Annotated in this window: 26 protein-coding genes; 21 read left to right on the top strand and 5 right to left on the bottom strand. The window is 65.2% G+C overall.

Annotated features, from left to right (window positions below; translation table 11 throughout):
- The first annotated feature begins 17 nt into the window (after positions 1 to 17).
- The 7 genes from ABIC78_RS06415 to ABIC78_RS06385 all read left to right on the top strand — a co-directional run bounded on the left by ABIC78_RS06415 (position 18) and on the right by ABIC78_RS06385 (position 3,707).
- Positions 18 to 695 (top strand): pyrimidine 5'-nucleotidase, encoded by a 678-nt coding sequence (locus tag ABIC78_RS06415; protein ID WP_354488376.1) that lies wholly within the window; start codon positions 18 to 20, stop codon positions 693 to 695.
- Between the two features lie 70 nt (positions 696 to 765).
- Positions 766 to 1,602 carry a 2,3,4,5-tetrahydropyridine-2,6-dicarboxylate N-succinyltransferase gene (gene dapD, locus ABIC78_RS06410; protein WP_168351104.1) on the top strand — a complete coding sequence of 279 codons (837 nt, stop codon included), beginning with the start codon at positions 766 to 768 and terminating at the stop codon, positions 1,600 to 1,602.
- A gap of 90 nt (positions 1,603 to 1,692) precedes the next feature.
- Positions 1,693 to 1,911, top strand: a complete 219-nt coding sequence (locus ABIC78_RS06405; RefSeq protein ID WP_022676356.1) for a hypothetical protein — start codon at positions 1,693 to 1,695, stop codon at positions 1,909 to 1,911.
- Positions 1,912 to 1,929: 18 nt separating this feature from the next.
- Entirely contained in the window at positions 1,930 to 2,292 is a 363-nt protein-coding gene (locus ABIC78_RS06400; protein WP_022676355.1) for a hypothetical protein, read from the top strand.
- 80 nt (positions 2,293 to 2,372) lie between these two features.
- The gene (locus tag ABIC78_RS06395; RefSeq protein WP_022676354.1) at positions 2,373 to 2,675 is read left to right on the top strand and encodes an alkylphosphonate utilization protein; all 303 of its coding nucleotides are present in this window, start codon (positions 2,373 to 2,375) and stop codon (positions 2,673 to 2,675) included.
- A 64-nt stretch (positions 2,676 to 2,739) separates the two neighbouring features.
- Positions 2,740 to 3,168 carry an OsmC family protein gene (locus ABIC78_RS06390; RefSeq protein ID WP_022676353.1) on the top strand — a complete coding sequence of 143 codons (429 nt, stop codon included), beginning with the start codon at positions 2,740 to 2,742 and terminating at the stop codon, positions 3,166 to 3,168.
- A 245-nt stretch (positions 3,169 to 3,413) separates the two neighbouring features.
- Positions 3,414 to 3,707, top strand: coding sequence for a hypothetical protein (locus ABIC78_RS06385; protein WP_022676352.1), 294 nt, complete (start codon positions 3,414 to 3,416; stop codon positions 3,705 to 3,707).
- A gap of 110 nt (positions 3,708 to 3,817) precedes the next feature.
- Here the strand turns inward: ABIC78_RS06385 and ABIC78_RS06380 are convergent, their stop codons facing one another.
- Positions 3,818 to 4,321: a glycine zipper 2TM domain-containing protein gene (locus tag ABIC78_RS06380; protein ID WP_107716069.1), complete on the bottom strand. Its 504-nt coding sequence runs from the start codon at positions 4,319 to 4,321 to the stop codon at positions 3,818 to 3,820.
- 137 nt (positions 4,322 to 4,458) lie between these two features.
- Positions 4,459 to 6,324 carry a phosphomethylpyrimidine synthase ThiC gene (thiC, locus tag ABIC78_RS06375; protein ID WP_354488372.1) on the bottom strand — a complete coding sequence of 622 codons (1,866 nt, stop codon included), beginning with the start codon at positions 6,322 to 6,324 and terminating at the stop codon, positions 4,459 to 4,461.
- A gap of 356 nt (positions 6,325 to 6,680) precedes the next feature.
- Here thiC and ABIC78_RS06370 point away from each other — a divergent pair, with 356 nt between their 5' ends.
- The 8 genes from ABIC78_RS06370 to ABIC78_RS06335 all read left to right on the top strand — a co-directional run bounded on the left by ABIC78_RS06370 (position 6,681) and on the right by ABIC78_RS06335 (position 15,998).
- On the top strand, positions 6,681 to 8,807 hold the full coding sequence (locus tag ABIC78_RS06370) for a TonB-dependent siderophore receptor (RefSeq protein WP_054131095.1): 2,127 nt from the start codon (positions 6,681 to 6,683) through the stop codon (positions 8,805 to 8,807).
- Positions 8,808 to 8,812: 5 nt separating this feature from the next.
- The gene (locus ABIC78_RS06365) at positions 8,813 to 10,063 is read left to right on the top strand and encodes a PepSY-associated TM helix domain-containing protein (protein ID WP_354488370.1); all 1,251 of its coding nucleotides are present in this window, start codon (positions 8,813 to 8,815) and stop codon (positions 10,061 to 10,063) included.
- 93 nt (positions 10,064 to 10,156) lie between these two features.
- A complete protein-coding gene (crtY, locus tag ABIC78_RS06360) occupies positions 10,157 to 11,353 on the top strand; it encodes a lycopene beta-cyclase CrtY (RefSeq protein ID WP_169047908.1) in 1,197 nt (398 codons plus the stop codon).
- Complete coding sequence (locus ABIC78_RS06355; protein WP_054131092.1) at positions 11,354 to 12,832, top strand: phytoene desaturase; 1,479 nt, start codon at positions 11,354 to 11,356, stop codon at positions 12,830 to 12,832.
- Entirely contained in the window at positions 12,829 to 13,410 is a 582-nt protein-coding gene (locus tag ABIC78_RS06350; RefSeq protein ID WP_107716063.1) for an LOG family protein, read from the top strand. The genes ABIC78_RS06355 and ABIC78_RS06350 overlap by 4 nt, the downstream gene beginning before the upstream one ends.
- A 4-nt stretch (positions 13,411 to 13,414) precedes the next feature.
- Positions 13,415 to 14,395, top strand: a complete 981-nt coding sequence (locus tag ABIC78_RS06345) for a phytoene/squalene synthase family protein (protein WP_354488367.1) — start codon at positions 13,415 to 13,417, stop codon at positions 14,393 to 14,395.
- Between the two features lie 65 nt (positions 14,396 to 14,460).
- Positions 14,461 to 15,255 (top strand): cytochrome b/b6 domain-containing protein, encoded by a 795-nt coding sequence (locus ABIC78_RS06340; protein WP_354488365.1) that lies wholly within the window; start codon positions 14,461 to 14,463, stop codon positions 15,253 to 15,255.
- Positions 15,252 to 15,998 (top strand): molybdopterin-binding protein, encoded by a 747-nt coding sequence (locus ABIC78_RS06335; RefSeq protein ID WP_022676342.1) that lies wholly within the window; start codon positions 15,252 to 15,254, stop codon positions 15,996 to 15,998. Before ABIC78_RS06340 ends, ABIC78_RS06335 begins: the two co-directional genes overlap by 4 nt.
- On the opposite strand, the gene ABIC78_RS06330 is transcribed toward ABIC78_RS06335, so the two are convergent.
- The 3 genes from ABIC78_RS06330 to pgi all read right to left on the bottom strand — a co-directional run bounded on the left by ABIC78_RS06330 (position 15,995) and on the right by pgi (position 20,126).
- Positions 15,995 to 17,020, bottom strand: a complete 1,026-nt coding sequence (locus ABIC78_RS06330) for an NAD-dependent epimerase/dehydratase family protein (protein ID WP_216643450.1) — start codon at positions 17,018 to 17,020, stop codon at positions 15,995 to 15,997. The two genes, ABIC78_RS06335 and ABIC78_RS06330, sit on opposite strands and share 4 nt — an antisense overlap.
- 100 nt (positions 17,021 to 17,120) lie before the next feature.
- On the bottom strand, positions 17,121 to 18,479 hold the full coding sequence (gene gorA, locus ABIC78_RS06325) for a glutathione-disulfide reductase (RefSeq protein WP_062782751.1): 1,359 nt from the start codon (positions 18,477 to 18,479) through the stop codon (positions 17,121 to 17,123).
- A 120-nt stretch (positions 18,480 to 18,599) separates the two neighbouring features.
- Positions 18,600 to 20,126 carry a glucose-6-phosphate isomerase gene (gene pgi / locus ABIC78_RS06320; RefSeq protein WP_169047912.1) on the bottom strand — a complete coding sequence of 509 codons (1,527 nt, stop codon included), beginning with the start codon at positions 20,124 to 20,126 and terminating at the stop codon, positions 18,600 to 18,602.
- Positions 20,127 to 20,298: 172 nt separating this feature from the next.
- Here pgi and lepB point away from each other — a divergent pair, with 172 nt between their 5' ends.
- The 6 genes from lepB to ABIC78_RS06290 all read left to right on the top strand — a co-directional run bounded on the left by lepB (position 20,299) and on the right by ABIC78_RS06290 (position 26,327).
- Positions 20,299 to 21,180: a signal peptidase I gene (lepB, locus tag ABIC78_RS06315; RefSeq protein ID WP_084390757.1), complete on the top strand. Its 882-nt coding sequence runs from the start codon at positions 20,299 to 20,301 to the stop codon at positions 21,178 to 21,180.
- Positions 21,135 to 21,854: a ribonuclease III gene (rnc, locus tag ABIC78_RS06310; RefSeq protein WP_369801239.1), complete on the top strand. Its 720-nt coding sequence runs from the start codon at positions 21,135 to 21,137 to the stop codon at positions 21,852 to 21,854. Before lepB ends, rnc begins: the two co-directional genes overlap by 46 nt.
- A 109-nt stretch (positions 21,855 to 21,963) precedes the next feature.
- Positions 21,964 to 22,908, top strand: a complete 945-nt coding sequence (gene era, locus ABIC78_RS06305; protein WP_022676336.1) for a GTPase Era — start codon at positions 21,964 to 21,966, stop codon at positions 22,906 to 22,908.
- 56 nt (positions 22,909 to 22,964) lie between these two features.
- On the top strand, positions 22,965 to 23,138 hold the full coding sequence (locus ABIC78_RS06300; RefSeq protein ID WP_158271873.1) for a hypothetical protein: 174 nt from the start codon (positions 22,965 to 22,967) through the stop codon (positions 23,136 to 23,138).
- A gap of 24 nt (positions 23,139 to 23,162) precedes the next feature.
- Positions 23,163 to 24,617: an ArnT family glycosyltransferase gene (locus ABIC78_RS06295; protein ID WP_354488361.1), complete on the top strand. Its 1,455-nt coding sequence runs from the start codon at positions 23,163 to 23,165 to the stop codon at positions 24,615 to 24,617.
- A 300-nt stretch (positions 24,618 to 24,917) separates the two neighbouring features.
- Entirely contained in the window at positions 24,918 to 26,327 is a 1,410-nt protein-coding gene (locus tag ABIC78_RS06290) for a glycosyltransferase family 39 protein (RefSeq protein WP_354488359.1), read from the top strand.
- The last annotated feature ends 19 nt before the right edge of the window (positions 26,328 to 26,346 follow it).

Raw genomic sequence — 26,346 nt, 5'->3', positions numbered from 1 at the left:
GCTCGCAAGGATGACGGATGCCCTTTGACCCATCGCGTGTCGATTGCTGGATCTTCGATCTGGATAACACGCTGTACCCGGCCGAAACCTGCCTGTTCGACCAGATCGACGTGCGCATGGGCGCCTATATTGCCGATCTGCTGGGTTGCGACCATGCCGAGGCGCGCCGCGTGCAGAAGATGTATTTCCACGACCATGGCACCACGCTCGCTGGCCTGATGCATTTCCACGGCGTCGATCCCTATGAATTCCTTGGCTATGTGCACCATGTCGACATGGCCCCGCTGAACCGTGCGCCGCGCCTGGAAGAACGCCTGATGCGCCTGCCCGGGCGCCGCCTGGTATTTACCAATGGCGATGCCGCCTATGCCACGCGGGTGCTCGATGCCCTGGGCATCACCCACTGCTTTGAAGGGCTGTGGGACATTCACGCCATGGAATACAAGCCCAAGCCCGAGCCATCGGCCTATCGCGGCTTTGTCTCCGCCTTTGGCATCGACCCTACCCGCTCGGTATTCTTCGAGGATTCGGCGCGCAACCTCACCCCGGCCAAGGCCATGGGTATGCAGACGGTCTGGCTCGATTTCGGCACGGATTGGGGCGCCCGCGCCCGTGACGAGACCGCGATCGATGAGACGATCGACGATCTTGCTGCCTGGCTCGACGCGCTTGCCGCCGACGGTCACCTCGGCTAGGCGCCCTGCCCAAGCAGACTGTCCAGACCCCCAAGGCCAGACCATCTCAGTATTGCCCGGAGAAACACACATGACCGCACAGCTTGAAGCCGCCATCGAAGCCGCCTGGGACAACCGCGCGGACGTGACGCCGGCCAGCAACGATGTGCGCGTGGTGGTGGAACAGGCCCTCGCCCTGCTCGATGCCGGCGAAGCGCGTGTGGCGGAAAAGGTCGATGGCGCGTGGCGCGTGAACCAGTGGCTGAAGAAGGCCGTGCTGCTCTCGTTCCGCCTCAACGACAATGTCGTGGTAGAGGGTGGCGCCGGTGGCGCCCCGGCGTTTGACAAGGTGCCGAGCAAGTTTGCCGGCTGGGACGAAGCCGCCTTTCGCGCCGCCGGGTTCCGCGTGGTGCCGGGCGCCGTAGCGCGGCGTGGCGCGCACATTGCCAAGAACGTCGTGCTGATGCCCAGCTTCGTCAACATCGGCGCGTTCGTCGATGAAGGTACCATGGTCGATACCTGGGCCACGGTGGGTTCGTGCGCGCAGATCGGCAAGAACGTGCATATCTCGGGCGGCGTCGGCATCGGCGGCGTGCTCGAACCGCTGCAGGCCGGCCCGGTGATCATCGAAGACGGCGCGTTCATCGGCGCGCGTTCGGAAGTGGCCGAAGGTGTGATCGTGGGCGAAGGCGCGGTGCTGTCGATGGGCGTGTTCCTGGGCGCCAGCACCAAGATCATCGACCGCGCCACCGGCGAAGTGCATATCGGCCGCGTGCCCCCTTACGCCGTGGTCGTGCCCGGCTCGCTGCCCGGCAAGCCGCTGCCCGATGGCACGCCTGGCCCGTCGCTCTATTGCGCCGTGATCGTCAAGACGGTGGACGCGCAAACCCGCAGCAAGACCGGTATCAACGAGCTGCTGCGCGACTGACGCGGAACCACGCGGGCTCTCCGCGCGTAGAATCAGGCAAAAGGGGCGCGCCACCCGTGCGCCCCGCCGATGAAACGCAGGAGAGTCGTCATGCAGAACGACCATACCCAACGACAGGAGCCGCCGGCGCGGCTGTCCACCGACGAAGCGCGTAGCGCCGTCGGCTTGAACGTGGTGCGCTGGGTACTTCTGATCAGCCTCGTGCTGGCAATCCTGGCCTTGTCTGCCATCTGGATCACCGGTGCGCTCACGACACCACAGGCCGATCACAACGGCGTCGTCAGTGGCCAGGCCACGCCATCTTCCTGATCTGCCGGAAACCGCGCGATGCCCAGCGGCTGGAAGCTCGAACCCGATAGCCGCGACCGCCTGATGGCGCTGTTCCCGCCACGCTATCCGCACACTGTGGCAGACCATGTGACGCGCACGGTTCATGCCGGCCCCGGTGATCCCTTGCCACCAGCGATCCGCCACGCCCGCGTTGTCGGCCATATCGATGACGGCGCGGGCGTGGAGGCGCTGGTGGTGGCGCTCGAAGGCTCCACCCGCAGGCCCGACGGTGGTATCTGGCACATCACATGGTCTCTAGCTGAAGACCGCGCGGCCCGGGAAAGCAATGTTGCCCTGGCCATGCGCGCCTGGAAACCCCGCGACGGTGGCGCAATCGTGCTCGTCCCGGCGGTGTGGTAAGACAAGTTCCCGCAAGGGCTGGCGCCCGTGCCCCCAACCTGCCATGGCCCCACCGGGACCACAGCATAAAGGGGCGGGACATGAGCGACGACGAATACGTTTACGATGATGAAAGCGGCGAATGGATGACGGCCGCGGAACTGGCCACGCGGCGCGCGGCGGCCAACGCCGTGGAAGTGCGCGACGCCGTGGGCAACGTGCTGCAGGACGGTGACCAGGTTACGCTGATCAAGGATCTTGATGTCAAAGGCGCCGGGCAGACGCTCAAGCGCGGCACGCTGATCAAGTCGATCCGCCTCACCGGCGACGCACAGGAAATCGACTGCAAGTTCGATGGGATCAAGGGCCTCGTGCTCCGCGCAGAGTTCGTGCGCAAGCGCTGAACCGGATGGAACGCACCGCTGGCCAGGGCGTTCAACGGGCAAACCCCATCAAGGAGATGCCCCAATGCCCACCAGCACCGCTTCTGCCCGTTATGAAGGGCTCGGCAAGCCCGGCAAGGGATCGATCAGCACGGCCTCGGGCGTGCTGTCGGACCAGCCCTATGGCTTTGGCTCGCGGTTCGAAGGCAAGCCGGGCACCAACCCGGAGGAACTGATCGCCGCCGCGCATGCGGCGTGCTTCACCATGGCCACCAGCTTTGCCCTCGCCAAGGCCGGTTATGCCGATGGCACGCTCGACACGACCGCCAAGGTTACGTTGGAGGCCGATGGCGACGGCTTCAAGGTGACGCGCAGCGCACTTGCACTCAAGGCGGCAATCCCCGGTATCGCCGAATCGGATTTCGCCAAAATTGCCGATGAGGCCAAGGCCAACTGCCCGATTTCGCGCCTGCTGAACTGCGAAGTCACGCTGGAGCGTACGCTCGAAGCCTAAGCGTTCCGGCACTTTCCCGTGTTTTCGTATGCGCCCGGCCACCTCCCCCGTGGCTGGGCGTATATTGTTATGCATGAAAACAAACGCTTTTCAAAACCGAGCGCTCGTCACTTGCAAATCATGCAAGCGGGCGGGCAACCTAAGCAATTGCTCGCAGGCGCAGCATGGGTGAAACGCGCTGCAACAAGAACACAACAGACGGGTGTCCGAAGGCAATCTCGCCTTTATGATCAGGGGAAATTGCCATGCTTCGTTCTTTCATTTCGACCGCCGCCGCCGCTCTCGTGCTTGCCGCCCCCGCCGTGGCCTCGGCCGAAACCCAGCCTGACAGCTTCGCCTACAAGGGCGTGAGCTATTCCTACACCACCGAAACCAAGGGCGAAGAAAAGATCGTCCGTGGCACCGCCTACGCCGGCAAGGTGCCCTTCGAACTGCACATCCGCAAGAAGTCGGTGGAAGGCACGTTCAACGATCGCCCGGTCGCCTTCACGCTCAACGACGTGAAGAAGCTCGGCATCGCGGTCGACGCTGCCAAGTAAGCCTGTTGAGGCCTGACGCGGGATTGTCCCGCGCTAGGCCGACATGAAAAAGGCCCTTTCGCCAGGCGGCGAAAGGGCCTTTTTCATGTGTGCCGATGCCCGGTTGGGGATCAGCGGCAACGCACGTTGTTGCTGTCGATCGCCGCACCGGCGGCAGCGCCACCGATAGCACCGAGGATCGCGCCGAGCGGACGGGAATCGCCCTGGGCAATCACCGAGCCGAGCAGCGCGCCCGATACACCACCGACTATCAGGCCCGTCGAGCCATCGGAACGGCGGCAATAATAGCGACCATCATTGCCGCGATAAATCCGCTCGTTGGCGCTCAGGCGGTGTTCGCCATAGCGCGGATCGTCGCGGTAATAGCGATCGGCATAATAGCCGCCGTAGCTGGGATCGGGACGGTTGTAGTCATAATTGCCATAGCGGCGATAATAGCCATCGTCGCGATAGCCCCAGCCGCCGCCGCTGGCATAGCCGCCTTCGATGCCGCCATAGCCGCCGCGATGGCGGTGATAGCCGTTGTCATAGCCGGGGCGGCCATCATAACCATCGGTACAAGCGGCGGTCAGGCCCGACGCTGCAAGTGCCACTGCCAGCAAAGCCTTCTTCATGGCGCGATCTCCATCGTGAGAGGAGCGGAGCGCCACCCCATGGCGACGCGACCTTCCAGATGGACAGGCAATGATCGGAAACCGCGCTGGTTCCTGCGCTGGTTACCGACATGGCAACCAGCGCAGGACGCACCGCCTTATTGCGCGGCCGGCAGATAGAGTTCGCTACCGGCCTCGCGATACTTGTCGCTCATAGCCTGCATCCCCGCCTCGGCCTCTTCAGCGGCGATGAAGGTATCGGCGGCCTGGTTCTGTTTCGATGCAAATTCACGCACTTCCTGCGTGATCTTCATCGAGCAGAACTTGGGCCCGCACATCGAGCAGAAGTGCGCGGTCTTGGCCCCTTCGGCCGGCAGGGTCTGGTCGTGGTATTGCTCGGCCGTTTCGGGATCGAGGCTGAGGTTGAACTGGTCGCGCCAGCGAAATTCGAAGCGCGCGCGGCTCAACGCATCGTCGCGCAGCTTGGCCGCCGGATGTCCCTTGGCCAGATCGGCGGCATGGGCGGCGAGCTTGTAGGTGACGACGCCAACCTTGACGTCATCGCGATCGGGCAGGCCCAGATGTTCCTTGGGCGTGACATAGCACAGCATGGCGGTGCCGAACCAACCGATCATCGCCGCGCCGATGCCGCTGGTGATATGATCATAACCCGGCGCGATATCGGTGACGAGCGGCCCGAGCGTATAGAACGGCGCCTCGCCACAGGCGGCCAGCTGCTTGTCCATGTTCTCCTTGACCTTGTGCATCGGCACATGGCCCGGCCCCTCGATCATCACCTGCACGTCCTGCGCCCAGGCACGCTTGGTCAGTTCACCCAAAGTGTAAAGCTCGGCAAACTGTGCCTCGTCATTGGCGTCGGCCACGCTGCCCGGGCGCAGGCCATCGCCCAGCGAATAGGCGATGTCATAGGCCTTCATGATCTCGGTGATCTCGTCAAAATGCTCGTAGAGGAAGCTTTCGCGGTGGTGCGCCAGGCACCACTTGGCCATGATCGAGCCGCCCCGGCTGACGATCCCGGTCACGCGCTTGGCGGTGAGCGGAATATAGGGCAGGCGCACCCCGGCGTGGATGGTGAAATAGTCCACGCCCTGTTCGGCCTGCTCGATCAAGGTATCGCGGAAGATGTCCCAGGTCAGGTCTTCGGCAATGCCGCCGACCTTTTCCAGCGCCTGATAGATCGGCACGGTGCCGATCGGCACCGGGCTGTTGCGCAGGATCCATTCGCGCGTGTCGTGGATGTTGCGCCCGGTCGACAGGTCCATCACCGTGTCGGCGCCCCAGCGGATCGCCCAGACCATCTTGTCCACTTCGTTGGCCACATCAGACGCGACCGCAGAATTGCCGATGTTGGCATTGATCTTGACCAGGAAATTGCGCCCGATCGCCATCGGTTCGCTTTCCGGATGATTGATGTTGTTGGGGATGATCGCGCGGCCGCGCGCCACTTCGTCGCGCACGAATTCGGCCGTGACGTAGTCGGGGATGCTGGCGCCCCAATCCTGGCCGTCGCGCACCAAGGCTTCCTTCAACTGGCGGCGGCCCAGGTTTTCACGGATCGCCACGTATTCCATCTCGGGCGTGACGATACCCTGGCGGGCATAGTGCATCTGCGTGACATTGGCGCCGGCCTTGGCCCGCAGCGGCGCGGGATTGACGTTGGGAAACGCCGGCACGCCGCCCGAACGGTCCGGCCCCTTGAGGCCATTATCCTCGGGCTTCACCTCACGCGCGGCATAGGTTTCCACGTCGCCACGCGCCATGATCCACTCGTGCCGCAGGCGCGGCAGGCCGGCGCGAATGTCGATCGCCTGCTTGGGATCGCTATAGAGGCCTGAGGTGTCATAGACGCGCAGCGGCGGCTCGCCACAGCCCGGTTCCAACGCGATTTCGCGCATTGCCACGGTCATGCCGGGGAAACGCGGCGATTCCACGTGGATCTTGCGGCTGCCGCGGATAGGGCCGGTGGTGACACCGATTTCCAGCGGGGAATTGAGATCGGCCATACACGAGGTTCCTTTCGTGTGGACGAACGAAAGGCTGTGGCACGCACGTGTAACGCTGGGCCGGCCCTCCCTCCGCCCGTGCTAACGGGTTCAGGTTCGACGGGTCGGGCTGCGTGACCAGCCCCTCTCAGCCTTTGCTCAACCCGGCAACGCAGGCGCGTTGCCCAGGCCACTGGCTCCCCGGGGTGCCCGCATCCTAGGGCCAAGGGCGCAACGCTGCAAGCCGGGCGGACTCCATCGTCGGTCGAGTTGAGACAAGCGCTATTTTTTGAAAATGATTATCACTCTCCTTGACTCATGATAACCATTCGCATTAGCGGGCGGTGAGAAATCATTGTTCAGGAAGGATTGAGACCATGGCCCCCACGCATTTGCGCCACGCGATGCTGGCCTGCGGCGTTTCGCTGGGTGTGCTGGCGGCGGCGCCCGCCCATGCCGACAGCACTGCGGACGCCGCGAGTGCCAGCGCCAGTGATGCCGACGCTGGCCGCACCATTGTGGTCAACGGCGAAAAGGGGGAGACGGTGGCAAGCGGCGCTACCGGCCTGGCGCTATCCTTGATGGATACGCCGCAATCGGTCAGCGTGGTCGATCGAAAGTTCCTGGATGACTTTGCGCTGGACGAAACCAACCAGCTGCTGCGCTACGTTACGGGCGTCAATGTCGACCAGGTCGAAACCGAGCGCACGTACTACAACGCGCGGGGGTTCGACATCGTCGACGCGATGATCGACGGGATCAGCCTGCCCAATATCTGGGGCCCGACGATCGGCGCCCAGGATTCGGTGATGTGGGACAACGTGGAAGTGGTGCGCGGGGCCAACGCGCTGCTCACCGGCGCAGGCAATCCTTCGGGCACGATCAATTATCACCGCCGCCATCCCACCGGCCAGCGCCATATGTCGGCCGAGCTGTCCTATGGCTCATGGAACAAAAAGCGCGCCGAGGTGGACCTTGACCTGCCGCTGACCGCCGATGGCAAATGGGCCGTGCGCGTAACCGGCGCGGCGCAGGACGGCGATTCCTACCTGCGCAGCTATCACCACAGCCGCACCGCGATTTCCGGCGTTCTGGATGGCGAAATCACCCCCAACCTGCATCTCTCGGCCGGCTATATGCGCCAGGATGGCAAGTCCACCGGGGTGATGTGGGGCGCCCTGCCCTTGCAGGACAGCAAGGGCAACCAGCTGGAGTTTGACCGCAGCGCCTCTACCACGATGGACTGGACCTATTGGAATACGCATGACCAGACCGCCTATGGCCAGCTGACCTGGGATTTCGCCCCGGGCTGGAGCGTGCGCGCCCATGTCACGCGCAAGTACCACAACGAAGATTCGCGGTTGTTCTATGTCTATGGCACGCCAAAGCACGACAGCCAGACCGGCGCCTGGGGCGGGCTCTTTGGCAATCCCGGCGCCTATGCCCCCGTCGCCAAAGGCTGGATCTATGACGGCACGGTACAGGGCAGCTATCGCCTGTTCGGCCGCGACCAGCAGCTGACGCTGGGCGTGCAGCGCACGGTGGGAACCTATGAATACTATGGCCGCGCCGTGCCTGACAGCGATCCTGCCTGGGGTCAGATTCGCGGCCTGCCCGGCAGCTGGACCGGACAGGAAGTCGCCCTCCCCGCCTATGGCGCCAGCGTGCAGCAGGAGCATACCGAAGATCGCCAGTGGCGCCTGCGCGGGGCATCGGATGTATCGCTGACCCAAAAGCTCAGCGTGCTGCTGGGCGCCAGTTACCTTGTCGAAAAGACGCGTGGGATCAGCTTTGGCGCCAGCACCGATAAGAATGAAAAGGCGCTGAGCCCATTCGTCGGCGTGACCTACAAGGCCCTGCCCGGCGTCAATCTCTATGCCAGCTATTCCAGCATCTTTGCCCCGCAGGCCAATCTCGACATCGACCGCAGGCCCTTGGGCGCGGCCAAAGGCAAGAGCTATGAAGCCGGGCTCAAGGCGCAGACACCGGGCGGCGGGCTGTTTGGATCGGTCGCCTGGTTCCGCGCCGAACAAAGCAACCTGGCCGATGCGGGCGCTTACGACACGGCCACCGGCCAGACCCTGTACAACGGCATCCGCGCCGTCAGCCGCGGGGTAGAGGCAGAAGTGGGTGGCAAGCTGACCTCCACGCTCACGATCCAGGCCGGCGCTACCACGCTCAAGATGGACGATGGCGCGGGCAGGCAAGTGCGTACGTATGTGCCGCGCAACACCGCCAACCTGGCGCTGCGCTGGAATCCCATCGCGCCGCTGCAACTGGGCGCGGCGGTCAAGTGGCAGGACACGATCTATTCCGGCACCGTGCGCCAGGGCGATTATGCCACGCTGCAATTGCAGGCCGGGTATAAATTGAACGAGAACGTTCAGTTCAATTTCAACGTCGCCAATGTGACCAACCACAAGTACCTGACCAGCCTCTATTGGACGCAGGCCTATTACGCCGCGCCGCGCAATGTCACCGGCTCTGTCCGTGTGACGTTCTGACCGTCATGGCGCTTCCCGGCCGTCCGTTCTGGGTGATCCTCCATCGCTGGGCGGGGCTGACTCTTGCCCTGTTCCTGGCGGTGGCGGGGCTCACCGGATCGCTGCTGCCGTGGTTCGAGGAACTCGACGCGGCCACGGCGCCAGCAATGCAGAACGCCGCCCCGCCCCGGCCTGGCATGGCAGCGCTTGATCCGCTGGCGGTGCGCGCCGGGCTGCTTGCGCGCCATCCCGCGGCGCGGGTCGATTTCGTCTATCTCACCCGCCTGCCCGGCCGGGCCGATCGGCTTTATGCCACCTGGCCCGACCCCGGGACCGGCCTGGAACGGCGCGATCGGCCGGATTGGGACGATGTCTTCCTCAATCCCTGGACCGGCGCCGAGCAGGGCCATCGCCGCAATGGGGACGTGCGCCAGGGCATCAAGAACCTGATGCCGTTCCTCTATCGCCTGCACTATTCCCTGGCGCTGGGCCCGTGGGGCCTGTTCGCCATGGGCGTGGCAGCGCTGGTCTGGACGGCGGATTGCTTTGTCGGGTTCTATCTCACCCTGCCTCCCGGCGCGTTGGGCAAAGGCGGCCTGTGGCGTCGCTGGCGGCCCAGCTGGAAAGTGCGCCGGCCCACCAGCAACTACAAGCTGACGTTCGACCTGCACCGCGCCGGTGGGCTGTGGCTCTGGCCGATCCTGCTGGTCTTTGCGCTGTCCAGCGTGTCGTTCAACCTGCCCCAGATATATCGCCCGGTGCTTGGCCTGTTGGGCGGGCAGGATGACGAGGCCCTGCTGGAAGCGTCTGCCCTGCCCAGCCCGCGCTGGAACCCCGCACTCGATTTCCCCGCCGCCGCGCGGCACGGGGCGGCGCTGGCGCAGCAAGAGACAGCGCGGCGCGGGCTGTCCTTGCGCCCGGATGGGCGAGCCTGGCTCTGGTATATTCCGGCAACCGGCCTCTATGTCTATGGCGTCAAGTCTTCGGCCGACATCACGCCGGAAGGCGGCGGCACGCGGATCGCGTTTGACGGCAACAGCGGCGCGCTGCGCCACGTCTCCGTGCCCACCGGAGACCAAGGCGCGACGACGTTCACCACCTGGATTGTCGCGCTGCACATGGCCCATGTCGGTGGGCTGGCATGGCGCATTGCCGTCAGCGTGATCGGCCTTGGCGTCACAGTGCTGTCGGTCACCGGCGTGTTGATCTGGCTGCGCAAGCGATCGGCCCGCGCCGGCCGCCGCTTCAAGGCTGCGGCCCGGCCGGTTCCGGCATGACGCCAACACTTCGCCGCGGAAAAGCGCCGTGCGTTGCTGACAGGCCCTTAGGGGCGGTTGCATGGTCGCGCCGCCTGGCCTAACGCCATGGCAATGAGCATACGCCATGCCGACATCGCGATCCTGGGCGGGGGCCTTGCCGGGGGATTGATCGCGCTCGCCCTGCGCAAAGCCCGCCCGGATTGCACCCTGCTGCTTGTCGAACAGGACCATGTGCTGGGCGGCAACCACGTGTGGTCCTTCTTCGGATCAGACGTGGGCAAGGCCGGGCGCGAGTTGCTGGCGCCGATGGTCGATGGGGCGTGGTCGGGCTATTCCGTGCGCTTTCCGCAGTATCGTCGCGATCTCTCGACCAGCTATTATTCAATGACCTCGGCCCGCTTTGACGCGACGATCCGCGCTGCCTTGCCGGCTGACGCGATCGTCACCGGCGCACGCGTACTCGCCGCCGGCACCGGCGCGGTGACCCTGGCCGATGGCACCCGGATCGAAGCCGGCGCAGTGGTCGATGCGCGCGGCATTCGCCTGCAGGGGCAGCTTTCGGGCGGCTGGCAGAAATTCCTCGGCCAACGGGTCAAGCTGGCGCAGCCCCATGGCCTGATCAAGCCGATCGTCATGGATGCCACGGTCGAACAGGTCGATGGCTATCGCTTTGTCTATTGCCTGCCGTTTGGCGATGACGAGATCTTCATCGAAGACACCTATTACGCCGACAGCCCGGCGATCGATCACCCTGCCCTTGTCGCCCGCATCGCCGACTATGCCCGCAGCCAGGGCTGGTCGATCGTGGAGGTGTTGCACGAGGAACAGGGTGTGCTGCCCGTGGTTTCCGCCGGCGATTGGGACGCGTTCTGGCGCTCCTCTGGTGGACAGATCGCCCGCGCCGGCACGCGCGCCGGACTGTTCCATCCTGTGACCAGCTATTCCGTGCCCGAAGCGGTGCGTTTTGCCCTGGCCCTGGCGCAGCAGCCTGATCTGACGCACGAGGCCCTCGCCAGCTTCAGCGAAAGCTGGGCCAAGCGCCACTGGCAGCGCAACAGCTTTGGCCGCCTGCTGTCGGCCATGCTGTTCCAGGCGGCAGAGCCGTTGGCACGCTATCGCATGATGGAACATTTCTATCGGCTGGATACTAGGCTGATCGAACGCTTTTATGCCGGACGCAGCAGCTTGCTGGATCGCGCCCGGATTTTTGTGGGGCGGCCCCCGGTACCGATTTCGCGCGCCCTGGCGGTGCTCGCCGGATCGGGCGCCCGGCCGCGGCCTCTCACTTTGGCAGGGATGCGCAAGTAAATGAAAAGAGCATGCGTCATCGGCGCCGGTTTTGGCGGCTTGGCCCTGGCTATCCGCCTGCAGTCTGGCGGCATCCAGACCACCCTGATCGAAGCGCGCGACAAGCCCGGTGGCCGCGCCTATCACTGGCAGCGTGATGGCTTTACCTTTGATGCCGGGCCCACGGTGATCACCGATCCGGCCTGCCTGGAAGAGCTGTGGGGCCTGAGCGGGCACAAGCTGTCGGAAGATGTCGAACTGATGCCGGTGATGCCGTTCTATCGGCTGAACTGGCCCGATGGCACCAACTTCGATTATTCCAACGATGAATCCAGCCTGCGCGCCGAAATCGCCAAGATTTCCCCGCGTGACGTTGCCGGCTACGAAGAGTTCCTGGGCTATTCCGCCGGCGTCTTCGAAGAAGGCTACGTCAAGCTGGGCGCGGTGCCGTTCCTGGATTTTGCCAGCATGATCAAGGCTGCGCCGGCTCTGGCGAAGTACCAGGCCTGGCGCTCGGTCTATTCGATGGTGTCAAAGTTCATCGAAAGCGAAAAGCTGCGCGAGGCGTTCAGCTTTCACACGCTGCTGGTCGGTGGCAACCCGATGAACACCAGCGCGATCTATGCCCTGATCCACAAGCTGGAAAAGGATGGCGGCGTGTGGTGGGCCAAGGGCGGCACCAACCGCCTGATCGCCGGCATGCTCACCCATTTCCAGCGCATCGGCGGCGAAGTGCGCATGGGCGATCCGGTGGTGCGGGTCGAAACGCTGGGTAACCGCGTGACCGGCGTGCACACCGCCAGTGGCTGGCACGGCAATTTCGATGCCGTCGCCTCCAACGGCGATATCATGCACACCTATCGCGATCTGCTGGGCGACAGCGCCACGGGCAAGAAGCGGTCGCGCGCGCTCAAGCGCAAGAAGTTCTCGCCCAGCCTGTTCGTGGTGCACTTCGGCATCGAGGGCACGTGGCCGGGCATCCCGCACCACATGATCCTGTTCGGCCCGCGCTATAAGGGCCTGCTCGACGATATCTATCAGCACGGCGTGCTGCCGCAGGATTTCTCGATCTACCTGCACCATCCCACCGTGACCGACCCTTCGGTCGCGCCCGAGGGGATGAGCACGTTCTATGCCCTGGTCCCTGTCGCCAACATGGGCAAGCTGCCGGTGGACTGGGCCGAAGTTGGGCCGCTGCTGGAAAAGCGCATCCTCGATGAAGTGGGCCGCCGCCTGATCCCCGACATCCACAGCCGCATCGTCACCAAGTTCCACTATGCGCCTACCGATTTCGCGGCCGATCTTTCCGCCTATCAGGGCGCCGCGTTCAGCCTCGAGCCGTTGCTCACGCAAAGCGCGTGGTTCCGCGCGCACAACCGCGATGACGATATCGCCAATTTCTATCTGGTGGGTGCCGGCACGCATCCAGGCGCAGGCATTCCCGGCGTGGTCGGCAGCGCCAAGGCCACGGCGCGGCTGATGCTGGAGGACCTGCAGTGAAACGTATCGCCGTCTATTGTGGATCGGCCAGCCCGGCCGACCCGCGCTATGTCGCGCTGGCCGCCGATGTCGGCCGCCAACTGGCCGAACGCGGCATCGGCGTGGTCTATGGCGGTGGTCGCCTGGGCCTGATGGGCGCCGTGGCCGATGGCGCACTGGCCGCCGGTGGCGAAGTGATCGGGGTGATCCCCCAGGCGCTGGTCGGTGCCGAGGTGGCGCACCATGGGCTGACCCGGCTCGACGTGGTGCCCGGCATGCATGCGCGCAAGCAGGCTTTCGTCGATCTGGCCGATGGCTTCCTCACCCTGCCCGGCGGCGTGGGCACGATGGACGAATTGTGGGAAGCGGTCAGTTGGGCGCAGCTTGGCTATCATGCCAAGCCGGTGGGCGTGCTCAACGCGTTCGGGTTCTATGATCACCTGCTGGCGTTCAACCGCCACATGATCGAAGTGGGTTTCATCCGCCCGGTCCACGCCGGGATCATGGTGGCCGAGCACGAGCTTGACCTGCTGCTGCAGCGCATGGCCGCGCACGAGCCGCACCGCCCGATCATCGCGATGCAGGCCTCGGACCTCTGATCCCATGACGCCGGCTGTTCCCGATCGCGCCGCGCTGGTGGCTGCCGCGCGCGACACGATCCGGCGCGGCTCGAAAAGCTTTGCCGCCGCATCCACTCTGTTTGACCGTGTCACGCGCGAGCGGGTCTGGCTGCTCTATGCCTGGTGCCGTGCGTGCGACGATATCGTCGATGCGCAGGACATGGGCGGCGCGCTGGGCGACCAATCCGGCGCGGCGGAGCGGCTGGCGCTGGTGCGTAATCTGACCGCACGGGCCATGGCGGGCGAGGCTACCGGCAATCCCGCGTTTGATGCGCTGGGCCTGGTCGCACGCGAAACCGGCCTCACCATGGCCATGGCCGAGGCGGTGATCGACGGCTTTGCCCTCGATGCCGCCGATTGGCAGCCGCGCACCGAAGCAGATCTCATGCGCTATTGCTGGCACGTGGCGGGCGCGGTGGGCGTGATGATGGCGGTGGTCATGGGGGTTTCGCCCGATGACGATGATACCCTCGATCGCGCGGCGGACCTGGGTCTCGCGTTCCAGCTGGCCAATATTGCCCGCGACCTGGCCGAAGACGATGCCGCCGGTCGTTGCTATTTGCCGGCCGAATGGCTGGCCGAGGTTGACCTGCCACCGGGCGAGCAGCTCAAGCCGCAGTACCGCGCCACGCTGGCCATCCTGGCCCAGCGGATGTGCGCCATGGCCCAAGCCCACGAATGCTCTGCCCGGATCGGTGCCGGCCGGCTGCAACCGCGCCAGCGCTGGGCGATCCTGGCCGCCGCCGGCATCTATGGCGACATTGCCCGCAAGGTGGCCGCGCGTGGCGATCGCGCCTGGCACAGCCGCACCGTGGTGTCGGGCAAGGCCAAGCTGGCGTGGATTTTCCGCGCCGGATGGCAGGCGCTGCGCCCGGTGCCGCCGACATGCCGAGAGCGCGCGCTGGCCCGCCGCCACAGCCGGCAAAGCCTAATCGCGCTGGCGCAGGCCCGCCCCTGGGGTTGAAGCCTCGCGCGTCATTCATCGATCAGGGGATGACCCCGGCCGCGATTCAGGGCATGGTATCGGGCATGGAGCCATCCCCTCTTGTCCTGCGCATTCGCTGGCCCGTGCGGCTGTGGCACTGGATCAACGCGCTGACCGTGTTCATCATGCTGATGAGCGGGATGATGATCTTCAATGCCCATCCGCGGCTCTATTGGGGCAAGTTCGGCGCCAACTTCGACAAGGCCTGGCTGGAAATCGGCAACCATGGCGCGCGCGGTTTTCTCGCGCTGGGCGGCCATGAATGGCCCACCACCGGGGTGATCGGCTATGCCCAGGATACCGCGCTGGCGTTTCCGCCCCTGGTAACGCTGCCCACGCATTACAACCTGTCGCTGGCGCGCGGATGGCATTTCCTGGGCGCGTGGATGCTGGTGATCAGTCTGCTGGGCTTCCTCGCCTATGCGCTGCTTTCCGGCCATTTGCGCCGCGATCTTGGCCTTTCGCGGGAAGAGCGGCGGCCACGGGCGCTGCTGCACGACGTTACCGAGCATCTGCGCCTGCGCCTGCCGCGCGGAGAGGCGGCGCGGCATTACAACCCCTTGCAGAAGATCGCCTATCTTTCGGTGCTGCTGGGCGTCTTGCCGCTGATCATCGCCACGGGTCTGGCCATGTCGCCGACGATGAACGCTGCGTGCCCATGGCTGCTGACGCTGCTGGGTGGCCGACAGTCTGCCCGGTCGATCCATTTCCTCTGCGCGCTGGCGATGGCGCTGTTCATTGCCGTGCACCTCGCCATGGTGGTGCTGGCCGGGCCATTCAACGAGTTGCGCGCGATGATTACCGGCTGGTATCGCCTGCCACCGGAGCGCCAGCCATGAGCGGGTTTTCGCGGCGCGGCCTGCTGGTCGGATCGGGTGGGCTGCTGCTGTCGGGGTGCGATCGCATCACCACCTCGCCCACGGCCAGGTCGCTGCTGTCGCTGGGCGAAAAGGCCAGCCGCAGCGCACAGCGGCTGGTCGCCGGCAATGCCCTGGCGCCGGAGTTTTCCGCAGCCGATATCTCCCCGGTGTTTCGCGTCAACGGCAATACCCGGCCCACCGCCGCAGCCTATCTTGCGCAGGTCGAACGCGGCTTTGCCGATTGGCGACTGACGGTTGATGGCCTGGTGGCCAAGCCGATGGCGATGAGCCTGGCACAGCTGCGCGCCCTGCCGCAGCGCACCCAGATCACCCGCCACGATTGCGTAGAGGGCTGGAGCGCCATCGCGCAATGGACCGGCGTTCCGCTCGCCCTGCTGCTGCACGGTGCCGGCGCCCTGCCTCAGGCGCGCTATGCCGTGTTCCACTGTGCCGACGATTTCTCGGGCAAGCCCTATTACGAATCGATCGACCTGGCCGAGGCGCTGCATCCCCAGACGATCCTGGCCCACACCATGAACGGGCAGCCGCTCTCGGTCGGCCATGGCGCCCCCCTGCGCCTGCGGGTCGAACGCCAGCTAGGCTACAAGCAGGCCAAGTATGTGATGCGGGTGGAACTTGTCGCCAGCCTTACCGGCCTTTACGGCGGCAAGGGCGGATACTGGGAAGACCATTCCGGCTATCAGTGGTGGGCGGGAATCTAGGCCGCCACCACCCGCGTTTCGATCAGGCTTTGCGCGCAATCGGCGATCGTCTGCTCCACCGGCCGCGTGGCCCAGCCCAGGCGGCTGAGCGCGTGGCCGGCATCGGTATCGCGCACGTTGCCCAGTTCCCCGGTCACCTGGCGCACCATCGGATTGACCAGTGCCAGGGCGTGCACCATCCAGTCGGGCACATGGCGCAGCGGCACGCGCCGGGCCTGCTGGCCCAGTTGCTGGCGCAGGATGCGGGCAATGTCGATCATCTTGAGGAACGGGCCAGACGCGATGAAGCGTTCGCCATCGATCCCCGGCTCGGTCAGCGCGCGCACATGCAGCGCCGCCACGTCGCGCACGTCCACCACGCCAAAGCCAAGATCGGCGCAGCCCGGTACCGCACCCGCCAGCAATTGCCGCACCAGCTCGATCGAGGTGGAATAGTCCTCACCCCACACCGGCCCCAGCACGACCGATGGGTTGATCGAGACGAACTCCATGCCGCGCCCCTCGCGCGCGATCCATTCGCGCGCCGCGCGTTCGGCCAGGGTCTTTGACTTGGCATAGGCATGCACGCCCGGCCCGTCGGTATCAGTCCAGTCAGCCTCGGTAAAGCGACGGATGCCCTTGCCATGGCCATAGACGATGGCGGCCACCGACGATGTCTGCACGAACCGCTCCACCCCGGCGGCACGGGCAAAGCGCAAGGCGCGCAAGGCCCCTTCGCGGGCGGGCAGGATCAGTTCATCTTCCTGGCGCGGGGCTTGTACGGTGATGGGCGAGGCGACGTGGCAAACGTGGCTGCACCCGTCCATCGCCGCACGCCAGCCCTTGTCGTCCATCAGATCGGCTTTGAAAAACCGCAAGGTGGCATAGCTGCCGCCAAGCTGGGCACGCAGCTGCGCTTCGCGCGCAAGATCGCGCACCGTGGTGTTGACGGTCCACCCTTCATCCAGCAACGCCCGGATGATATATCCGGCGATATAGCCCGATCCGCCCGTGACCAGCACGGTGCCGCCGATCTTGTCCATTGATTCCGCCCCCAGCCCTCTCCGCCTACAGCCTATCGTACCGGCGGCGCAGTTCAACGGGCATCTTTGGTTAATGCGGAATCCCGATGCGCGAAGTGGGTCAGCGCATCAGGACAAGTTCCTCGGCCATCGATGGATGCAGCGCCACGGTGGCATCGAAATCGGCCTTGGTCAGCCCGGCTTTCACCGCAATGGCAGCAGCTTGGAGCACTTCTGGTGCCTCCGGCCCGATCAGGTGTACGCCCAGCACCTTGTCGGTCTGCGCATCGACGACCAGCTTGTACAGCCCGCGTTCGTGGCGGTGGGCGAAGATGTTCTTCATCGGGCGGAAGTCAGAGGTGAATACCTTGACGTTGCTGCCCAGCATCTCGCGGGCCTGCGCTTCGGTGAGGCCGACACTGGCCAGCGGCGGCTGCGAAAAGACCGCACTCGGGATGCAATCATAGGCCACGCGCGTGTCCTTGCCGCCAAATACGCGATCGGCAAAGGCGTGTCCTTCGCGAATGGCGATGGGCGTCAACTGCACGCGGTTGGTCACGTCACCCACGGCAAAGATGCTGGGGCATGAGGTTTGCGCGGTGTCGTCCACGCGGATTTCGCCATGTTCGCCAAGTTCGATGCCGGCGTTTTCCAGGCCCAGCCCATCGGTCTTGGGACGCCGGCCGGTGGCGACCAGCACCGCATCGGCGCCAAGCGGATCAGGCTGGCCCTTCATGTGCACGTTGAGGCAGCCGTCCTCCAGTCGCTCGACACGCTCGATACCGCAGTTGAACTTGTATTCGATGCCGCGCGCCATGGTGATCTGCAGCAGGCGGTCGCGCAGCGCCGCGTCGTAGCCGCGCAGGATCGTCTCGCTGCGGTTGACGACCGTAACATGGCTGCCCAGCGCATTGAAGATGCCGGCAAATTCCAGCGCGATATAGCCAGCCCCGGCAATCACCACGCGGCGCGGCAGCTTTTCCAGGCTGAATACCTCGTTGGAGGTGATGCAATGCTCGGCGCCCTCGAACGGCGGCATCACCGGCCAGGCGCCCACGGCCACCAGGATATACCTGGCGCTGATCTCGCGCCCGCTCGCCAGCTTGACACTGTTGGGGCCGGTGATCGTGGCGCGTTCGAGGAAATGCTCGACCTTGTTGGAATTCAACGTGTTGGTATAGGCTGCGTTCAAGCGGTCGACATCCTTGGCCACGGCATCGCGCAGCGTCGGCCAATCGAACGTCATCTTCTCGACGGTCCAGCCATAGTTGGCCGCGTCCTGCAGTTCCTCGGCGAAGTGTGAACCGTAGACCAAAAGCTTCTTGGGCACGCAGCCGCGGATCACGCAGGTGCCGCCGACGCGGTATTCCTCGGCCACGGCCACCCGCGCGCCATAGCCAGCGGCGATGCGGCTGGCGCGCACCCCGCCCGATCCGGCCCCGATCACGAACAGATCATAGTCGTAGGCGGGTTCGGTCATGGCACGGCCTTCTTGCTGCTGAATCGGAAACTGGCGCCGGATATGGCAACGATGCCCATCCGGCGCCAGCCCTGGCGTAGCGATTATCTGCGCCGTTTATTCAATTAGGCAGGCTAACGTTCACTCCACGCCGATGCCGGCTTCGGCCAGCAGTGCTTCGGTGCTGGGATCAAAGCCTTCGCCGCCACCGGCATCGATCTTCTTGGCAATCGCCTTGCCCAGTTCCACACCGAACTGATCGAACGGATTGATGCCCAGCAGCATCGCCGAAACGAACACGCGGTGTTCGTGGAAGGCGATCAGCGCGCCCAGCGTGGCAGCGTTGAGTTCGTCGCACAGGATCGTTGCCGAAGGCCGGTTGCCCGGATAGGCGCGCGCGCCATCCTCGCTCGCCTGGCCCGCCATCAGCGCGGCGCCCTGGGCAAAGCAGTTGGACAGCAGGATCTTGTGATGGACCGGATCAAGATCATGGCCCGGCACCTTCACGGCCAGGAAATCCACCGGGATCAGGTGGGTGCCCTGGTGCAGCAGCTGGAACACGGCATGCTGCGCATCGGTGCCCACGCCACCCCAGGTGATCGGCGCGCTCGGGCGGGTCAGCGGCGTGCCATCGGCCAGCACGCGCTTGCCGTTCGATTCCATTTCCAGCTGCTGGAGATAGTCGGGCAGCAGCGCCAGGCGCTCGTCATAGGCAAAGACCGCGCGGGTCTGGCAGCCGCGCGCCTGGGTGTAGAACAGATCGGCAAAGGCCGCGCGCACCACCACGTTTTCACCGATCGCGGCGTCGCGGAAATGTTCGTCGATCGCCTCGGCGCCCGCGAGGAACGCGGCAAAGGCTTCGTTGCCCAGGGCCAGCGCCACCGGGAATCCGATCGAGGACCATAGCGAATAGCGCCCACCCACGGTTTCGGAGAACGGCAGGATGCGGGTTTCGTCAACGCCCCATTCCACCGCCTTTTCCGGCGCGGCGGTCAGCGCGATGACGCGGCCATAAGGATCGGCCACGCCGCCTTCGCGCAGCCATTCCAGCGCGCTGTGGGCATTGGTCATGGTTTCGGTGGTGGTAAAGGTCTTGGATGCGACCGCGATCAGGGTGGTGGCCGGATCGCACTGCTTCATCGCCTGTTCCAGCGCGCAGCCATCGATGTTGGACACCACGTGCACGGCAACCTTGGCCTCTTCGCGGGCCAGCGCGTCGATCGCCAGCGCCGGGCCCAGGGCCGAACCGCCGATGCCGATGTGGATCAGGCTCTTCACCTCGCCCAGGACGCCTTCGTGGATGGCTTCGACCAGCAGGGCCATGCGCGCGTGCAGGGCCTGGGCTTCTTCCACGCTGGCTTCGGCGCCCACGCCGCGCTGGGCGGTGTGTTCGGCGGCGCGGCCTTCGGTGTTGTTGATCTTGGCGCCAGACAGCAGCTCTTCACGCTTGCCGGCGAAATCGGTGGCCTGTGCCAGCTGGGCCAGGATCGCCTCGACGTCGGCCGAAAGATGGGTCTTGGACCAGTCAAAGCGAATCGGGCCACCGGGCAGGTCGAGCGTGGTGGCATAGCGCTCAAGACGGGCCGGATCGGCAAACAGCGCGGCGAGCGTTGGCACCTCCAGCGTCTCCAGTGCGTGCCACAGCGTGGCCTGGTCCTGTGCTGCCATTGTCTAACGTCCTTTTTCGCGGTTGCGGGATGCGCCTCTCATGCCCGCTTGCGCACAATCTTCCAAGCGGTGGCGTGGCTCGACGAACGGATCGTGCAAACGTATTTGCCTCGGGCTATGGCACGTGCATTCCTGCTTGACGGATGCCTTTGCCCTCCACATGACCCAGCCGATGAACGAAACGCCCGAACCCGCCAATCCTGCGGTGGAAACGCCTGTGCCGCCCGCGGCCGCGCCAACTCCCGCGGGCGCGCCTGCCGCCCCAGCGAAAAAGCAGAAGAAGGAAGACAGCTTCCCGGTGTTCCTGGTGAAGCTGGTGCTGATCGTGGCGATCTTCCGCAGCTTCTTCTTCTCGCCTTTCAACATCCCGTCGGAATCGATGCTGCCCCGGCTGGAAAACGGCGATTATCTACTGGCGGCCAAGTGGCCCTATGGATTTTCCAAGTATTCCCTGCCGTTCAGCGTGCCGTTGCTGCCCAAGCGCATTTTCGCCAGCCAGCCCAACCGGGGTGACGTGGTGATCTTCAAGGCGCCCCCGGGCAACGATGTCGATTATATCAAGCGCGTGATCGGCGTTCCGGGCGATACCGTGCAGATGATCGGCGGCGTGCTTCATCTCAACGGCAAGGCCGTGCCCAAGGTGAAGGTGGCCGATTTCGTGATCAAGGTTTCGGCCAATACCGAGTGCATCTCGCCCGATTTTGCCGTGACCGAGGCCGATGGCACGCAGACCTGCCACTATCCGCAGTTCCAGGAAACCCTGCCTGGCGGCAAGACCTACAATGTGCTGGACCTCGGCTATCGCCCGCAGGACGATACGCCGCCCGTGGTCGTGCCTGAAGGCCGCCTGTTCCTGATGGGTGACAACCGCGACAACTCGATGGACAGCCGTTTCCCCGCGATCGAAGGCGGCGGCATCGGCCTGGTGCCGCAGGACAACCTGGTTGGCCGCGCCACCATCGTGATGTGGTCCACCGACGGTTCGGCCAACTGGTTCCTGCCGTGGACCTGGTTTACCGCGCTGCGCTGGAACCGGATCGGGGGCATGTTCTGAGCACGCCCCTTTCCCCCGAAACCGCCAAATTCCTGGCGGAACTGACCCAGGCGCCGGTTGCACAACCGGCGCTTTGGCATGAAGCGCTCACCCATGGCTCGCTGGGCGAGGCGCGCGATTACCAGCGCCTGGAATTCCTGGGCGATCGCGTGCTGGGCCTGGCCGTGGCCGAATGGCTGCATGAAGCGAGCGATGCCGCCGAAGGCAAGCTGTCGCAGCGGCTCAATGCATTGGTCAGCCGCGAAACCTGCGCCGATGTGGCCCGCGCATTGGGCGTGCCGGCGCATATCCGCCTGGGTAAGCAGGCCCGCGACGATGGCGGGTCCGATAGCGACAATATCCTGGGCGACGTGATGGAAGCGCTGATCGGCGCGCTGTTCCTGGAACGCGGCTTTCCCGCCGCGCGCGATTTCGTGCGGCGCTGCTGGGACAAGCCGATGCGCACTGGCGCCGGGCAGCGCAAGCATCCCAAGGCCGCCTTGCAGGAATGGGCCGCCGGCAACCGCCGCAAGCCCCCGGTCTATAGCCTGGTCAGCCGCGATGGCCCCGATCACGCCGCGATCTTTACCGTAAGCGTAGAGGTCAAGGGCGTGGGCCTGGCGGAAGCACGTGGATCGAGCAAGCAGGAGGCCGAAACGGCCGCTGCGCGCGATTTCCTCAAGCAGTTTGCCTGACCGCACGCACGACCGAGCGTCCATCCCCAATTCCGCCACTTTTTCCGGGCATTTTCCAGTGCCGCACCGGCCGCTTGTCGGCCGGCGCCATGAGGTTCATTCTGTTTCCATGATCGACACCACTTCCATTCCATCCGAATCCGGCCCCACTGAAACTGGCGGCGGGCAAACCTGCGGCCTGGTCGCCGTGCTCGGCGCGCCCAATGCGGGCAAGTCCACCCTGGTCAATGCGCTGGTCGGCCAAAAGGTCGCCATCGTTTCGGCCAAGGCGCAGACCACGCGCGCGCGGCTGATGGGCATTGCCCTGGAAGGCCAGGCGCAGATCATCCTGGCTGATACGCCGGGCCTGTTCGAGCCCAAGCGCCGGCTCGACCGCGCGATGGTCAACGCCGCCTGGGAAGGCGCGAGCGAGGCCGACGCCATTCTGCTGGTGGTCGATGCGCGCAAGAAGAAGCGCGAATACCTCGAACCGATCCTCGCCTCGCTCGCCGGGCGGCCCGAACGCAAGTTCCTGGTGCTCAACAAGGTTGATGCCAGCCCCAAGGAACCGCTGCTGGTCATGGCCGAGGCGCTGAGCGGCGAAGGCCAGTTCGACGAGGTGTTCTTCGTCTCGGCCCTGACCGGCGACGGCGTGCCCGAATTGAAGACGCGGCTGGCTGCCCTCATGCCGCCAGGGCCGTGGCACTATCCCGAAGATCAGGTGTCCGATGCCTCGGAACGCCTACTCGCCGCCGAAATCACGCGTGAGCAGCTCTATCGCCAGTTGCACGACGAACTGCCCTATGACAGCGCGGTGCGTCCCGAAAGCTATCAGCACCGTCGCGACGGCTCGGTGGAAATCCATCAGCAGATCGTGATCGCGCGCGACAGCCAGCGCGGCATCGTGCTGGGCAAGGGCGGCGCCAAGCTCAAGGCGATCGGCGAGGCATCCAGAAAAGAGCTGGCCAACCTGCTTGGTGCGAAGGTTCACCTCTTCCTGCACGTTAAGGTGGAAGAGAACTGGGCCGATAGCCGCGAAATCTACGAGGAAATCGGTCTCGACTGGGTGAAGTAATGGCGCTTGACCCGCCGCCAGGGCTGGCGCAGCCTGCAAGGATGTGGACGGGACCGATGACCGCCTTTGACCAGACACCGCCGTACCTGCCGGGCCTGGCCATCATGCCGGTTTTCGCCGCCGCGCCATGCGCAGACCGCGCCACCGTGCTCGATCCGGAACACCCGTGCGCGAGGGGCGTTGTCGCCGCGCCGGGTAAACTCCAGAACGCAGCTGCGGCCCTGCCCTGACCGGATCGGATCGGACTGTCGCGAATGCGCAATTTTGCCGTGTTTTTCCTGGTTGCCTTCGTGTTGCGCGCGCCGTGGCTGGGCGATCCACTGTTTCACGCAGACGAGCAGTTCTACCTGCTGATGGGCGACAGGCTGTGGCATGGCGTCATCCCCTACGTCGATCTGTGGGATCGCAAGCCGCTGGGCCTGTTCCTTATCTATGGCGCGGCGCGGGCCTTTCCCGGCAATGGCGTGCTGGCCTACCAACTCATGGCGATTACCTGCGCCGCTGGCACTGCCGTGGTTCTGGCGCGCTGTGCCCGCCACCTGGCCGGGCCACGCGGCGCGCTGTTTGCCGGGCTTGCCTATCTCATCTACCTGATGGCGTTCAATTGCGGCATGGGCCAGGCCCCGGTCTTCTATGACCTGCCGATGATCGCGGCGGCATGGCTGGTGATCGGTGCCCTGGCCGATACGGCCGCGCCCACCATCGCCGGGCAGCGTTTCGGCCTGATGGCGCGCGGCTGCATGGCGATGGCGCTGATCGGCATTGCCTTGCAGATCAAGACCAGCGTGGTGATCGAAGGCATCGGGTTTGGCCTCATGCTGCTGTGGGCCGGCTGGCGGCGCGGCTGGGGTTGGCCAACGCTGGCCGGCGCCGGCGCAGCGTGGATTGCCCTGGCACTGCTGCCCACGGCACTGGTCTTTGCCGCCTATGCGGCAGAGGGTGAAGCCCGCGCGTTCCTCATTGCCAATGTGGTGTCCATTCTTGGCCGCGGCCAGGATCTGGGTGAGGCCTCGTTCCGCCTGGCCAAGGTGGCGGCCGCGCTGATCCCGTTCTACGTGGCGCTGGCGATGGGCTGGCGGATCGCGCTGCCCCGCAGCGAAAGCGAAATCGTGCGGCGTGCGGTGCTGATGTGGCTGGGCCTGGCGATCGTCGGGTTCCTGGCGCCGGGCACCTGGTACGATCATTACGTGGCCCCTGCCCTGATGCCGCTGGCAATCCTGGCCGCCCCGGCCCTCGATGGCCGCTGCCGCCCCACCGGCTGGCTGCGCCGCGTGCTGTTCGTCGTGGGCCTTGGCGCGGGCCTGGGCGCAACGACGGTGCAGGCGCACCGCTTTGGCGACACCACCGACCTGGACGAGGCAGCCGCCGCCATTCGCCCCCATATCGACGCCAACCACTGCCTCTATGTCTACGAAGGCGACAGCGCCCTCTACAGCGCGACAAATTCGTGCCTGCCTACGCGCTTTGCCTTTCCCGCGCATCTTTCCACCCGGTTCGAGGAACATGCCCTGGGCATCGATCCCACCGCCGAAGTGGAACGCATCATGGCCAGCCGTCCGGGCGCGGTCGTGATCGACGCCGCGCCAAACCCCTATGGCGCCAACATGCAGACCCGCGCTGTCGTGCTCCAGGCGCTGGCGCAGCACTATCAGCGGATTCGCACCATCACGCTGGGCACGCGGTCATTCGCGCTGTTTGCCGCACGCTGACAGGCCACAACAATTACGTGTCAGCATTGCGACAATAATAGCCCATCCGCATTAAACGCGACGCTGAACGTTATATTGAGATAATAACAACCGCTGCGCTTGATAGCCAATTTCCGAAGCTTTAGCCTGTACAAATACAGCTGAAAACTTCGGAAATAAACGATGATCGATATCTCTGGCCCGTCCCTGATCGCATCGCGACCAGAATATCCTGTTGGGACGAAATCAACGCCGCCTGCCAGGCTCGAATACGCTCGTCTCTTTGCCGAGTATTTTGGCCTCGCCCTCGTCTTTCGACTGATGCTGCTGGGCAATCCGCTCGTCCACGTCGATGAAGAGTTCTATCTCTTCATGGCCGATCGCTGGGCGCATGGCGCGGTGCCTTTCATCGATATCTGGGACCGCAAGCCACTGGGCCTCTTTGCGCTCTATCGGCTGTTCGTGAGCCTGCCGGGCGATCCCGTGCTGGCTTATCAGGTGTGCGGCATTGCCAGCACGGCGGCCGCGGCGCTGGTCGTGCGGCGCCTGGCGCTGGAGTTGGCCTCGCCGCGTGACGCCTGGCTGGCAGGCCTGGTCTATCTCTGCGCCATGCCCGCGTTCAATTGCGCGCTGGGCCAATCGCCCGTGTTCTACAATCCGTTGGTGGCACTGGCGGCGCTGTTGCTGTTGCGCGCATGGCAACGCGCCGATGGCGCCGATCTGCTGCGGCAAGGCGCAGTGATCATGCTACTGATCGGGCTCGCGCTGCAGATCAAGTATGCCGCCGTGTTCGAGGGCCTGGCGATCGGCATCATGCTGCTGGCACTGGGCCGCAGGGTAGGCTGGCCCCTCCCCCGGCTGGCCGGCGCAGCACTGGTGTGGTGCGCCATCGCCCTGGCGCCAACCGTGCTGGTGCTGGGCAGCTATGCCGCGATCGACCAGGCGCACGCCTTCGTCTTCGCCAATTTCACCTCGGTACTGGAACGCCTCCCCGATGGCGCGCCCAGTTGGCGCCGGCTGCTCAAGCTGTCGGCCGGCCTGTCGCCGTTCGTGCTGTGCATCGCGTTCGATCCCCTGCGCCGCGCCGGGTGGGATGATCAACGCCGCGCGCTCGCCTATCGCCTGCTAAGCCTGTGGGCCGGGGCAGCGGTGCTGGGCTTCCTGCTGTTCGGCACCTGGTATGATCACTATGCCGGGCCATTGGTGGCGCCGCTCGCCGTGCTGTCGGCCCCTGCCCTGGCGGCTGCGGCGCGCGCGGGGCAGCCGTGGCAGGCGCGGTGGAGTGGGCGCTTCCTGATCCTGGCGAGCGCGATCGGCGGCATCGTGGTGATGGCTGGCGCGGTCCAGAACCACGGCACGGCGCAGCAATTTCAGCGCGCCACTGCAGTGATCCGCAGCGCCGTGAACCGCGGCTGCTATTTCCAGTTCGATGGCGTGCCGGCACTCTATCGGGGCGTGGGCGCCTGCGTGCCGACGCGCTTTGCCTTCCCCAACCACCTCAACACCTGGACCGAAGGCCCGGCGATCGGCGCAGACCCGGCAACCGAAGTACGCCGCATAATGGCCACCCGGCCCGACGTGGTACAGGTATCGGAAAGCGCGCCCGAAGACCTCTATCTGCCCAACCACACCACGCGCACGATCATGGCCCAGGCGCTGGCCCAAGGCTACATCCGCTTTGCCGAGATCACACTGGGGCAGGAACGCTACGCGCTCTATCGCCCCCGGTAGCGGGAGGGGCGGGCATGGT

This window comes from Novosphingobium sp. 1529, from assembly GCF_040544855.1.
In the GTDB taxonomy this organism is placed as follows: Bacteria; Pseudomonadota; Alphaproteobacteria; order Sphingomonadales; family Sphingomonadaceae; genus Novosphingobium; species Novosphingobium capsulatum.
Note: the sequence above shows the minus strand (reverse complement) of the source record. Positions and strands in the feature narration are given on the sequence as shown.